We start from the raw sequence: 12,641 nt of genomic DNA on the forward strand, positions 1-12,641 counted from the left end.
CACTAAACAGAATAGACGCATTATGCGTATCAGGATGGATGAGACATGAGCAAGAAACAGTCCCCACAGGACGAGGCCCCCGTATCGCCGTGGCGTGCCGCCAGCGCAGCGGGTTTGGGCACCATGATCGAGTATTACGACTTTCAGCTGTACGGCGTCCTGGCTGTGACGCTAAGCGTGCTGTTTTTTCACGCCGGCAATGAGAACGCGGCCTTGCTGTCCACATTGGCCGTGTTTGGCGGCGCCTTTCTGGCACGCCCCTTGGGCGGTATTTTCTTTGGCTGGTTTGGCGACAAGCATGGCCGTACCGCTGCCTTGATGTTCACGATTGTGGGCATTGGAGTGGCCAGCGCCTTGATGGGCATGTTGCCTACCTACGCCACGCTGGGCCTGGCTGCACCGGCCTTGCTATTGCTGTGTCGTTTGCTGCAGGGCTTTTTTGCCGGTGGTGAAATTACGGGCGCAGCTACCTATGTGGCGGAATGCTCGCCCCCCGGCAAGCGCGGTTTCTTTGGCGCGTTCAACCCGGCCGCCGCCACTTTGGGCTTGTCCCTGGCCACCGGCGTCGCGGGGTTGGTGACGGCGCTGGTGGGTAAGGAAGCCATGCTGGATTGGGGCTGGCGTATTCCCTTTCTACTGTCCATTCCCTTGATCATTCTGTGTGTCTGGGCTCGTTCACGTATCGAGGATTCGCCGCGCTTTAAGGAAATGCTCAAAAGCCATCACCCCGAGCATTCGCCTTTGTCCTTGATTGTGCGTGATTACCGCCGTCCCCTCTTGCAAGTCATTGCCATTGGTTTTGCACAGAATGCAGCAGGCTACGTGGGCGTGGTCTATCTGAGTACCCATTTGATTCACACCCTGAAATACGACGGCACCGCGGTGTTCTGGCTGATTTCCCTGGTCACCTTGTGCTCGGCCTTCATCATGCCTTTTGCCGGTGGCCTGTCTGATCGCTTTGGCCGCAAACCCTTGCTGACGATTGGCTTGCTGGGCTATCTGGTGCTGGTGCCGCTGACGATGTGGGTCGCCTCCTGGGGCAGTTTCCCGCTGGCGGTGATCGCGGTGGCCGTGTCCATTTTGCCGTTCATCGTAGTGCAGGCCGTGGGCTACCCCTTGTATGCCGAATTGTTCCCTACGCGAGTGCGCTATAGCGGCGTGTCGCTGGGCTTTAACATCGCCACCATTCTGGGTGGAGCGACGGCGCCATTCGTGGCGTCCTGGCTGACGGGCCTGACCGGTTCCAGCATGGCACCTGCCTTTTACGTGATGGTAGTGGCGCTGATCGGGATTGTGGCTTTGAGCACGGTGCAGGAAACCTCTGGCCGTCAGTTGGCCGATTGATTTTCAAGGAAGTAAATGATGTCCGGATATTTTCTTTATCACTCCATTGGCATGTTCGAGGGCAAGGAAGCGGCCATGCGTGCCGAGCTGGATCAGTTCAGCCAGGTCTGGTCGGCGCAGGACGATGCCCAGTGGGGGTACGCTCTGGGCCAGAAACAGGCTTTCATGGATGCCTGGGCCCGTTTGATTGGTGCTGATTCCAAGGATATTGCGCTAAGTGAAAACGTCACAGGCGGCCTCTACAGCATTCTGGGTTCTTTGCCTTCGCATGTGCTTAAAGGACGTACCTTGCTGGTTGCGGCCGATTGCTTTCCCAGCCTGCATTTCCTGTTGCAAAAACTGGCCTTGCGCCTGGGCTTCACCTTGCGCACCGTACCTTTGAGCGCCGGCCTGTCCTATGTGACGGACGATGATTTCATCAATGCCTGGGATGACAGTGTGGGTTTGGCCCTGGTGACCTGGGTCAGCTCGACGTCCTCGCATCGGGTGGATGTGGATCGTATGGCGCAATGTGCGACGGAGCACGGCAGCCTGATGGCGCTGGATTTGACACAAGCTGCCGGGCTGGTGCCGTTCACCGTGCATGAAGGCGTGGCCTTTACCTTGTCGGCCTCCTTGAAGTGGGCATGCGGCGTGTCCGGTGCCAGCCTCTTGCATGTGCGTGCAGATTTGATCGAGCAGTGCGAGCCGGAGTTTCGCGGCTGGTTCAGCCAGGAAAATCCCTTTAACTGGAATCTGGACCAGTTCAGCTATGCTGACGGCGCGCGTCGTTTCGACCACGGCACACCGGCTATTTTGGGAAGTATTGCGTCCCTGCCTGGCATGCGTTTCGTGCTGGAAACCGGCGTGGAAAAACTGCTGGAGCAAAACCGGGCATTGACGGCGGTCTTGCTGGATCGTGCGGCCAAAGCCAATTGGCCCGTGCTGACCCCATTGGCCGAGAACGAGCGCGGCGGCAGCATCATGTTGCGCGCCAGCAGTGCCCAGCGCGCTCAGGCTATGGTGGATCAGCTGCGTGAGCAGGAGCTCTATTGCGATCAGCGTGACGGCGTATTGCGTCTGTCGCCCGGTAATGTCTGCACCGAGCAGGATGTACTGCGCTTGTGCGACACCTTGCAAGCCGGTTGGTAAAGGAGGAGGGGATATGGATAGCCAAACCTGGGCTCATCAGGCCAGCCGTCGTATCGAACGATCCGCCAAGGTCGTGATGGACTATATGGCGGATCTGGATGCGCTGGGACGCTGGTCCCTGGGCTGCTTTGACACCGAAACGGTGGAGCCTGGCCTGGTGGTGGGGACGTCCTTGTTTGATGGTGGCCAAACCCATGTCAGCGTGGAGATTCTGGCCGAGCAAGGGCTGATTCGCTATTGGGTAGGTAGCGCCACGCAACGTACCCCGCGCATCAGCGCCATGGTGCAGCCGCTGGATCAGAATTCCTGCATTTTGATCATGCTGGCGACACGCGGTGCAGACATGGATGAAAACCGCTGGCTACGTTTGCAGCGTTGCCATGAAACCGAGCTGGATCTGATCCAGGCCCAGCTGCACAGCGCCGCCTAGTGCTCGTGCTTAATAGCTGGGTGGGGTGATCGCCACAATAAAGCGCACATCCGTGTCGTAAGGATTGCGGTAGGCATGGGGCAGGCTGGAGTTGAAATAACAGCTATCGCCCGTTTGCAGACAGTGCTGATCATCCCCTACATCGACCAGCAGCTGGCCTTCCGTCACCAGCACACATTCCTCGGCAGGGTGGCTCCAGCGCTGCCCGACCGAGCTTCCTCCCGGCGGCAAGAAGCCCGCCAGCATTTCAATACTGCCAAAGCCCGGCGACACCCGCTGGTACTGCACGCCCGAAGCGGATTGAATGCTCATGCGCTCGTTCTGGCGCACCACCGCCACTTGCTCCACATTGTCATCCAGCAGGGAAAACAAGGGCGTATCCAGCGCACGTGCAATCTGGCGCAGGGTATCCAGACTGGGTTGGGTCAAACCGCGTTCCACCTGGCTGATCAGGCCGGGGGAGACTTGGGCAAGCTCGGCCAGCTTGCGCAGAGACAGTTTTTTATGAAGTCGGACTTGGCGAATACGCAAAGCGGCCATGTAGAAGCGGGGGTAGATAGTAAAGCCGTCATTGTAAGACAAGCCCGCAGGGCTGAGGAGCGCGGGACCTGGCCCACCTGCTGCTTATCGGGCCAATCGGTTCAGGTCTTTGCCATCAGTTGGGGATCGTCGGCCCATTTTTCTTTGATATGCAGCATTTCAGGCAGGCATTTGTCCAGCAGGGCGATCAGTTGCGGGTCAAAGTGCTGGCCGGATTGTTCGCGCAGATAGTTGATGCAGCGCTCTACACTCCAGGCTTTCTTATAGGGCCGCTCACTGGCCAAGGCATCAAACACATCGGCCACCGCCACGATGCGGGCGGGCAGGGGGATATTCTCGCCTTTTAAACCATAGGGATAGCCACTGCCATCCCATTTTTCATGGTGATACAGCGCGATCGTGCGTGCCAGTTTTAACAAACCATGCGAGTGCTGGCCAATAATGCGGGCGCCAATCAAGGTGTGCGTACGCATGATTTCCCATTCTTCGGGTGTTAGCTTGCCGGGTTTTTGCAGGATGGAATCCGGGATGCCGATTTTGCCAATATCGTGCATGGGCGCGGCGTGCAGCAGTTCGTCGGCCGCTTCGCTGGAGTAACCCAGCCAATGGGCCAGAATGCGCGTGTAGTGGCTCATGCGGATGACGTGGCGGCCAACTTCGTTGTCCTTGTATTCGGCCGCTGTCCCCAGGCAACGGATAATCTGCAGGCGGCTGTCGCGCAGTTCCTGCATTTGTACCAAGGACAGATGGTTGCGTATGCGTGCCTTCAGAATCGCCGGGTTAAAGGGTTTGGAGATGTAGTCCACCGCCCCCATGTCCAGCCCCATTTGCTCATCCTGCGGCTGCGAGAGTGCCGTTACAAAAACAACGGGGATGTGGCGGGTTTTAAGGTCGGCCTTCAAGGCTCTACAGACTTCGTAACCCGACATTTGCGGCATCATGATGTCCAGCAAGATCAGGTCCGGTAGATCCCGTTGTGCCAGCTCCAGCGCCTTGATGCCATCTTTGGCAAAGAGCAGCCGGAAATCCTGTTGCAGCGTATGGCGCAGAATCTGCAGATTGGCGGGCTCGTCATCGATGAGCAAGAGGGTGGGGCGCGGCGAGGTAAATTCATTCATGGCGTGGCGGATCCTTGGCCAAGCTCGCATTCAGGTCTTTGATCAGCTTGGACAGGATCAGGCTGGCTTGAGCAAAGTCGAACACGTCGATGGTTTTATTAAGATCATTCAGGGTATCGGTTTGCCCTGTGCTTTCCAGATACTGACAGACCACTTGCAAGGCAGGCTCATCCAGCTCGTTGAGCAAGACGCTGCTATGCAGAATGTGGAGATGGTTCAAGGCAACGTCTGGGGTATGCACCACGACGTGTTGAGGGTCTGAATAAGGAGTCGGTGGGCCGTTGTGGCTAAGTTCTTGAGCGATGCGGTTGAACATTTCCTGCAACTGTTCAATACGGCGACGCATCTGGCGAGTTTGACCACGACGAATTTTTTCTTCCAGCTCGGCGCTGAGGGCAGACACTTGGGGCAGGCCCAGATTGCCGGCGGTGCCGCGAATGCCATGCAGACTGCCCAGCACAATCTCCCAGTTCGGGGATGCCTGCTTGATTTCATCGAGTGGGTAGCGGGTATGCAGGTCAGATAGAAAGCTCAGCAGAGCGCGGCGCAGACGGACCTGGGAACCCCACAGGCTCAGGCCCAATTCCCAATCGATCAGGCTGCTCTCTTGTGGTTCGACGCTGTGCTCCAGGGGGCCGGAGGGGGGCAGACCCATCACCATGGCAATCTCCTGCAGCAAAGAGGGCAGATCCAGCGGTTTGGTGGCAAAGCCATTCATGCCGGCCTCCTGGGCCGCATGACGGTCGGACTCCATGACACTGGCAGTCAGCGCAATCAGTGGCAAAGGCAGACGCGCTTCGCGGCGTTCCTGTTCGCGCCACCGGCGGGCGGTTTCCAGACCGTCCATCTCGGGCATGTGCACATCCAGCAAGGCCACATCAAAATCTTCTTTGGACAGCAGCTCCAGCACTTTGTGACCGTTGTCGGCCGCTGTCACGGAATGTCCGTGCTGCTCCAGGGCCAAGGTCAGCAGTTCCTGATTCAGGCTGATGTCATCGGCCACCAGAATGCGCAGCGGCGGCAGGCGGGGAACGGGCTGATCGTCCGGGCTCAGACTGGGTTCTTTGCCCGGTTCCAGGGGAATACGGACTTCAAAGACGCTGCCCACACCCAGGGTACTTTCAACCTTCAGCGTGCCGCCCATCAGATCCACCAACTGGCGGGCAATGGATACGCCCAGGCCGGTACCGCCAAAACGGCGGCTGATGGATACATCGGCCTGTGTAAAGGGGGTGAACACATGGCGTAACTGCTCAGGAGTCATGCCAATGCCGGTGTCCGTGACGCGGATGGAGACGGTATTGCGCCCTGGTTCGGGATTGACATCCACATGCACCGCTCCGCTTTGGGTGAACTTGATGGCATTGCCGATCAGATTGTTCAGCACCTGCTGAATCCGCATCGGGTCGCCCTTGTAAAACTGATGCAGCTCGGGCGCATGGTTCAGACGGAACTCCAGGTTCTTGGCATCCGCTGCCAAACGCAAGGAGGCCACGACCTGATTGCACAATTCAATCAGCGAAAAATCCACTTGCTCCAGCTCGACCGAGCCGCGTTCCAGCTTGGTGGTATCCAGAATGTCGTTCAGCAAAGCCAGCAAGGAGTGGGCGGACTGGTTGATGATGGCAAGGTGCTTGTTTTGCTGCGCATTGATCTGATCATTCAGCATCAAGTCGCTAAAGCCAATAATCGCGTTGAGCGGGGTACGGATTTCATGGCTCATATTGGCCAGAAAAGCCGTCTTGGCCTGGGCTGCCTGCTCGGCTTTTTCCGCACTTTGACGCAGGGATTCGGTCAGTGCCTTGTAGCGGCTCATGTCAGTGACAAAACCGACAAACAGCGGGTCACCCGGCTGGCGTACCTTGCCCACGGCCAGGCGCATCGGCAGCAAGCTGCCATCCTTGCGCAAACCGGTGACATCCCGGCCTACGCCAATAATTTTTGGGTCGTTGGTGCGTAAATAATTGGACAGATAGCTGTCGTGGCGCGAGCGGTCCGGCTCGGGCATCAGCATGTTCACATTGCGCCCCAGCACCTCGCCAGCCTTCCAGCCAAACAGGCGTTCGGCTGAATGGTTGAAGTCCAGAATGGTGCCGTGGCTGTTGATGGTAATAATGCCGTCAATCGCCGTATCCACAATGGCCCGGTTATGCGATTCGCTTTCTTCCATCTTCAAGAACAACTGGCGGTAGCGCAGCAGGCCGTTGGCCGCGGTCACCAGTACCGTCACCGTAATGGTGAAGGTGGACAGCACCATGGAGGCAAAGGTGCTGTTGAAGATGATCATGTCATCGGGCGGTGTGGTCTGGCCTATAAAGCGGGCGGCCGCCATGCCGGTATAGTGCATGCCGGAAATGGCCAGGCCCAGCACAATGCCGCTGATGACCACGCGTTGCAGCAAGGTCAGGCGGGTGCGATGCAGGCGAAAGCGTATCCACAAGGCCAGCGTGGCCAGTACCACAGCCAGCACAATCGACAGGAAGAAGGTGATGGGCTCATAGCGCAGCACCGGCGCCATACGCATGGCAGCCATGCCACTGTAATGCATGGTGCCTATACCCAGACCCACCAAAATACCGCCCACAATCAGGTGCGAGCGTTGTACACGGGCTTGCGAGAGAATTTGCAGGGCGACCCAGGATGCCCCTACGCTGGGCAGAACCGACAACATGGTGATGGCCGGGTCGTAATGGACGCTGGTGCAAAGTTCAAACGCCAACATGCCAATAAAGTGCATGGTCCAGATGCCACCGCCCAGGGCGATGGCACCCGTACAGATGGCAATCTGGCGGTGTATGCGCAAATCAGCCATGCGGGCAATATGGGCCGTTTGCAAGGCCATGCCCGAGGAGAAGATGGCAACCAGTAGCGACAGGATGACCAGACCACTGTTATAGCTGCCAACCAAAAAGGGAGCCATCTGGTCTGCACTGATGAAGAACTGGTCGAGTATCCGCATAGGTGCTGATGTCCGAAGCGGCCCATAGGGGGCCAAGTTAGACGAAATGTGTCAGGCTCCCCCTGCCTGCCAGAGGGAATGTAACGGTGAAATTCGGATAGGTTACCGAGTTTGTCTCTTACTGTGCGCTTTTTTGTATGGATTCAACAAAAAAATTCATGGCTAGAGCAAGGTTCCTGTCAGCAACATCGCGGCCACGGAGAAGTAAATCACCAAACCGAGCACGTCCACCAGCGTGGCCACCAGGGGTGCCGAGGCACTGGCCGGGTCAAAACCGACGCGCTGCAAGATGAAGGGCAGCATGGAGCCAATACAAGAACCGAACGTCACAATGCCCACCAGAGCCAGCCAGATGGTGAAGGCAATCAGCAAGGAGTGCTCGCCATAGTCGTACAGGCCCAGGTGTTGCCAGATTTCGATACGAATAAAGCCGATCGCCCCCAACATGGTGCCCAGCACCAGACCCACGGGTAATTCGCGCAGCAGGACACGCCACCAGTCGCGCACCCGGACTTCACCCAGGGCCAGACCGCGAATCAGCAAGGAAGTGGCCTGCGAGCCGGAGTTACCGCCGGAGCTCATGATCAAGGGAATGAACATGGCCAGGACCACGGCCTTTTCCAGCTGTATTTCGTAGTACTGCATGGCACTGGCGGTCAGCATTTCACCCAGGAACAGAATGGCCAGCCAGCCTCCCCGTTTGCGAATCATGGTGCTAAAGCCCGCTTGCAGATAGGGTTTGCCAATATGTTCGGCACCCCCGAAGCGGTTCATGTCTTCGGCGGCCTCGTCCATCAGGGCGTCGATCACGTCGTCTACCGTCACAATGCCGATGATGGCATTGGCCTCGTCCACCACTGGAATGGCCAGAAAGTCGTGGCGGCGTATCAGTTGGGCCACGGCCTCCTTGTCCGTCAGGGCCTGCACGGCAATGGGGCTGTCGCCACTCCACAACTCGGTCAGGGCCGCTTGCGGGTCGGCGCACACCAGCTTGCGCAAAGGCACCACAAATTGCAGTTGTTGCTTGTCGTTGACCACATAGATGGCATAGACCGTTTCGCGGGTACTTTCCACTTCCCGAATGTGCTGCAAGGTTTGTGCCACATTCCAGCTCATGGGCACTTGCAGAAACTCGGTAGTCATGATGCCGCCGGCTGTGTCTGCCGGATAGTGCATCAGACGCATGATGGAGGTGCGGGTGCGCTGGGTCAGGCGGCCAAGAATCTGCTCCTGGTCTTCATGGTCCAGGTCTTGCAGCAAGTCGGCCATTCGGTCTTCGGCCAGTTGCTCCAGCACTGGCAGGCGTTCGGGACGTGTCAGCTCCATCAAGAGCGCACTGGCCCAACGCAACTCCGGCACTTCCAGCAAGGCTTGCAGACGTTCGTTATCCAGCTCCTGGGCAGCGAGCAGCGCGGGGCGTTGCTCCAGCTGATTCAGGGCCAGAACAATATCGGCAATCGGGGTTTGGGGGCCAAGTAGCTCAGTTGATGGATGCGTGGACATGCAATACTCCAGTGGGCGTGCAGGTACAGGGTCTTGAGTTCAGGAGGTTGGCACCGGGCCAACAGACCGTAAAGCGAACCGGCTCAGTTCGCACGAAACTCGCTAGGATAGCGTTCTTTGCGGATACGTGCTTCCCAAGCCGGGCGCAGGAAACGCCAGGCCGCTGCATTTTGTCTGGGAAATTGCTGATGCTGTGGTCTAAGTATGTCTGTGAATCGATCCATGATTTACCCATAGAACCGCTCAGTGCACTACCAAGCTGAAACTCAGCGTGATGAAGAATATCGCCATCGTAGGGAGGTCTGCGCTGGAAGTCAAAGCGATTGCAATGATGCGCAAAAAAATGATTTGTGCTGTTAAGGTGAGGCTTGTGCCCCTGCACCGAACTTGAGACGGTTCAGAGGGTGCTATAGTGCCCGCTTTGCCGCATAACGGCGACTCGACCCCGGCGGGCCAAGGCCCACTACACGATCAGGAACAACCATGAGCAATGCGATTAATTTTGACAAAGGCAACTACCGCTTCATTCCGACCGGCGTGAACCGCTTTTCGGGCGGGGTGGCCGCTCAGCCCGGTTACGAGATCTGCCGGGTCGTGTTTTCTGCCCCCGTGCCACTGAAAGAAGGTTTTGACTTGATTCAGGCCGTGCTGGAAGCAGAAGAGCGTCCCTTGACAGCCTTGTGCGCCTGCGAGCTGCGCTCGCCCGAGCCAGTTAGCGACAGCGACTTCAACAAGTTCAATGAGCTGTATCTGGAAACGCTGAAAGAGTGGGGCCTGGTCAAAGGCAAGCATAATCCGGTCGCCCGCAGCAACGTGTCGCCGCTGGTAGGCGCACCTGCCGAGCCCAGTTTTTACGCTTTCAGCTACACGGTGGAAACCGATATTGAAGAAGCCACCTTTGTGATCGCAGGCAGCTGCGAAGTCCCCGAAACGCCCGACGACTATATAGAGAGCATTGTGGCCTACCAGGACGTGTCGCCTGAAGGGCTGTTGCAGAAGGCGCAATGGGTTCTGGGTGAAATGGAGCGTCGTCTGGAAGTGTTGGGCCATGAATGGGCTGACACGACGGCCACCCATGCTTACACGGTGCACAATCTGCATCCTTTCATGGCTACTGAACTGGCTCAGCGCGGTGCGATCAACCATGGCTTGGGCTGGCACCTGGCCCGTCCTCCCGTCAAGGATCTGGAGTTTGAAATGGATTGCCGCCGTATCCTGAACGAACGCGTGCTGACCATTGATTAATTGATCAGCCCCTAAAACAAACAGGCCCACGCTAGCGTGGGCCTGTTTGTTTGATGTCTGGCTGTTTATGCCTGGCTATAAGCTGCCTGGCTGGCAGACTGCTGATAGCGACGACGCACAATCAGGCCCCACGCCAAGCCCAGAACGGCGGACGCCAAAGAGCCACACAGAACGCCCAGCTTGGCAGCATCCAGCAAAACGGGCTCGGCAAAGGCCAGGTTGGCCACAAAGATGGACATGGTAAAGCCAATACCGGCCAGCAAACCAATCAGGGTGACGCCGGCCCAATCCATGCCGGCAGGCAGGGTACATAGCCCCAAGCGTACGGGCAACCAGGTGCCCAGCAAGACGCCCAGGGGCTTGCCCACAATCAGGGCAATCGCCACACCAAACAGGGCGCTTTGTGCACCGGCGGCATTCAGGTCCAGACCATTCAGGCTGACCCCGGCATTGGCCAGCGCAAACACCGGCATGATGATGAACGCTACCCAGGGGTGCAGCAGTGCAGGAATACGCTGGACCGGAGGCAGAATCTCGCGTTGAGCCAGCTGCATTTTCTGCAGCGTGTGCATGACCTCGTGGGTGTCATGCTGGCTTTCCAGTTTGGTGGCCAGTTCCAGATTCAGGTGACGGGCCTTGCGAGGCAAGGGCAGGGCGCGCACAGGGCTCATCATGCCCAGAACCACACCGGCCAGTGTGGGGTGAGCACCTGTCTTCAACAAGCCAAACCACAGGATCGCACCGGGAACGACATAGGCCCAGGCCGAGCCTATGCCCATTTTTTGCAGACCCAGGACGGCCACAATACCAACGGCTGCAATCAGGAAGGCGCTATAGTCCAGGCCACCCGAGTAGAAGAAGGCAATGATCAGGATGGCGACCAGGTCATCAATAATGGCCAGCGCCAGCAAAAACACCCGCAAGCTGGGGGGCAGGGAGCGGCCCAGCAAGGCCAGCACACCCACTGCGAAGGCAATATCGGTGGCAGTCGGAATGGCCCAACCCATCAGCACCTTCGGGTCGGGATTCATGGCGGCGTAGATCAGCGCCGGCAGAGTAATGGCGGACAGGGCAGCACAGATAGGCAGCATGGCCGAGCGCCAGTCGGACAGGGCACCGTCATGGATCTCGCGGCGGATCTCCATCCCGACAACCAGGAAGAACAAGGTCATCAGAATATCGTTGACCCAAAAATGCAGATCTTGCGAGAAACGCCAGGAGCCCAGCTCCAAGGTCACTTGGGTGTGCCACAGGGCAGAATAGCTATCGGCAAATGAAGAGTTGGCCCAGATCAGGGCTATGGCGGCAGCCATCAACAAGACCACACCGCCCAGGGCCTCGATATGCAGGAGGCGTTGCAATTGGGCTTGCAACTGGCGGGTCAGAACATGGGCGCGCGGCAAAGGCGCACCGGAAGAAGGGTGGGACATGGTCGGCAAATCTCCACAAGGCGGCCCGACCTTGCGTATGTAATTAACCTGCCTTGCTGCACCATGCCAGCAAAACACCCTGCGCAATTATAGGGATGGAGCCTCTTTAAGGCAATCGTCAGCTTGGGTCTGTGTCGGGCGCAATATGTATGGGAATCGTGACTGGCCCATCGTTGGTCAGGCTCAATTGCATATCGGCACCAAATACGCCGCACTGGGTATCAGGCAGCCGGGTGCGGGCCATGGCTACCAGCTCGTCAAACAAGGGCTGGCTGATTGCAGGGGGCGCAGCGCGGCTGAATCCTGGACGGTTGCCCTTGCGCGTATCGGCTGCCAGGGTGAACTGGCTAACCAGTAATAGCTGACCACCGGCTTGCTGCAAGTTCAGGTTCATCTTGCCTTGCTCGTCCGAGAAAATGCGCAGGGCCAGCAATTTATCCAGCAAGCGTGTGGCTTGCTCGCGGGTGTCACCGTGCTCGGCACAGACCAGAACGGCCATGCCTGCGCCAATTTTTGCGACAGTTTGGTTTTCAATATCGACCTGGGCCTGGCGTACCCGTTGAATCAAGGCAATCATATTTATTCACTAAAATCAGTGGCCGACAGATTTGGAGAACAGATTCACAATCAGCACACCCACCACAATAAAACCGATGCCAATCATAGCGGCCAAATCCAGCTTCTGCTTGAAGACCACCCAGCCAATCAAGGAAATCAGCACAATGCCCACGCCACTCCAGATGGCATAGGCCACCCCAACCGGCATGACGCGCAGACTGAGTGACAGAAAGTAGAACGCACCCGCGTAGAACATGATCGTGAAGGCGCTGGGCATCAGGCGCGTGAACTGTTCGGAGCGCTGCAGCAAGCTGGTGGCGATGATCTCGAAGAGAATCGCGATGAATAAATGCAGGTAGGCGAGGCTTACAGGGGTCATTGAA

At 57.8% G+C, this 12,641-nt stretch carries 11 protein-coding genes; 4 read left to right on the forward strand and 7 right to left on the reverse strand.

Going from position 1 to position 12,641, the window contains the following annotated elements; translation table 11 throughout:
* Positions 1 to 45 precede the first annotated feature (45 nt).
* The 3 genes from NIZ92_RS07080 to NIZ92_RS07090 are packed head-to-tail and all read left to right on the forward strand — an operon-like array spanning position 46 to position 2,905.
* Complete coding sequence (locus NIZ92_RS07080) at positions 46 to 1,344, forward strand: MFS transporter (RefSeq protein ID WP_009459482.1); 1,299 nt, start codon at positions 46 to 48, stop codon at positions 1,342 to 1,344.
* Positions 1,345 to 1,359: 15 nt separating this feature from the next.
* Positions 1,360 to 2,475 carry an aminotransferase class V-fold PLP-dependent enzyme gene (locus NIZ92_RS07085; protein ID WP_226349538.1) on the forward strand — a complete coding sequence of 372 codons (1,116 nt, stop codon included), beginning with the start codon at positions 1,360 to 1,362 and terminating at the stop codon, positions 2,473 to 2,475.
* Positions 2,476 to 2,488: 13 nt separating this feature from the next.
* Complete coding sequence (locus tag NIZ92_RS07090) at positions 2,489 to 2,905, forward strand: hypothetical protein (protein ID WP_009459478.1); 417 nt, start codon at positions 2,489 to 2,491, stop codon at positions 2,903 to 2,905.
* Between the two features lie 9 nt (positions 2,906 to 2,914).
* On the opposite strand, the gene NIZ92_RS07095 is transcribed toward NIZ92_RS07090, so the two are convergent.
* From NIZ92_RS07095 to mgtE, 4 genes are all read right to left on the reverse strand, one after another.
* A complete protein-coding gene (locus tag NIZ92_RS07095) occupies positions 2,915 to 3,487 on the reverse strand; it encodes a helix-turn-helix domain-containing protein (RefSeq protein ID WP_235332425.1) in 573 nt (190 codons plus the stop codon).
* A gap of 59 nt (positions 3,488 to 3,546) precedes the next feature.
* Entirely contained in the window at positions 3,547 to 4,563 is a 1,017-nt protein-coding gene (locus NIZ92_RS07100) for a two-component system response regulator (RefSeq protein ID WP_035268306.1), read from the reverse strand.
* Positions 4,556 to 7,522: an MHYT domain-containing protein gene (locus tag NIZ92_RS07105; RefSeq protein WP_254002957.1), complete on the reverse strand. Its 2,967-nt coding sequence runs from the start codon at positions 7,520 to 7,522 to the stop codon at positions 4,556 to 4,558. Before NIZ92_RS07105 ends, NIZ92_RS07100 begins: the two co-directional genes overlap by 8 nt.
* 162 nt (positions 7,523 to 7,684) lie before the next feature.
* Positions 7,685 to 9,025 (reverse strand): magnesium transporter, encoded by a 1,341-nt coding sequence (gene mgtE / locus NIZ92_RS07110; protein ID WP_035268303.1) that lies wholly within the window; start codon positions 9,023 to 9,025, stop codon positions 7,685 to 7,687.
* Between the two features lie 483 nt (positions 9,026 to 9,508).
* Here mgtE and NIZ92_RS07115 point away from each other — a divergent pair, with 483 nt between their 5' ends.
* Positions 9,509 to 10,270: a hypothetical protein gene (locus NIZ92_RS07115; RefSeq protein WP_009459468.1), complete on the forward strand. Its 762-nt coding sequence runs from the start codon at positions 9,509 to 9,511 to the stop codon at positions 10,268 to 10,270.
* A gap of 65 nt (positions 10,271 to 10,335) precedes the next feature.
* Here the strand turns inward: NIZ92_RS07115 and nhaA are convergent, their stop codons facing one another.
* From nhaA to NIZ92_RS07130, 3 genes are all read right to left on the reverse strand, one after another.
* On the reverse strand, positions 10,336 to 11,700 hold the full coding sequence (gene nhaA / locus NIZ92_RS07120; protein WP_021446771.1) for a Na+/H+ antiporter NhaA: 1,365 nt from the start codon (positions 11,698 to 11,700) through the stop codon (positions 10,336 to 10,338).
* 118 nt (positions 11,701 to 11,818) lie between these two features.
* A complete protein-coding gene (gene dtd / locus NIZ92_RS07125; RefSeq protein WP_035268299.1) occupies positions 11,819 to 12,277 on the reverse strand; it encodes a D-aminoacyl-tRNA deacylase in 459 nt (152 codons plus the stop codon).
* A 15-nt stretch (positions 12,278 to 12,292) separates the two neighbouring features.
* On the reverse strand, positions 12,293 to 12,637 hold the full coding sequence (locus tag NIZ92_RS07130; protein WP_009459464.1) for a multidrug efflux SMR transporter: 345 nt from the start codon (positions 12,635 to 12,637) through the stop codon (positions 12,293 to 12,295).
* Between the last annotated feature and the right edge of the window lie 4 nt (positions 12,638 to 12,641).

It is taken from the genome of Alcaligenes sp. 1735tsa3, from assembly GCF_024134565.1.
GTDB classification, from domain to species: domain Bacteria; phylum Pseudomonadota; class Gammaproteobacteria; order Burkholderiales; family Burkholderiaceae_B; genus Alcaligenes; species Alcaligenes phenolicus.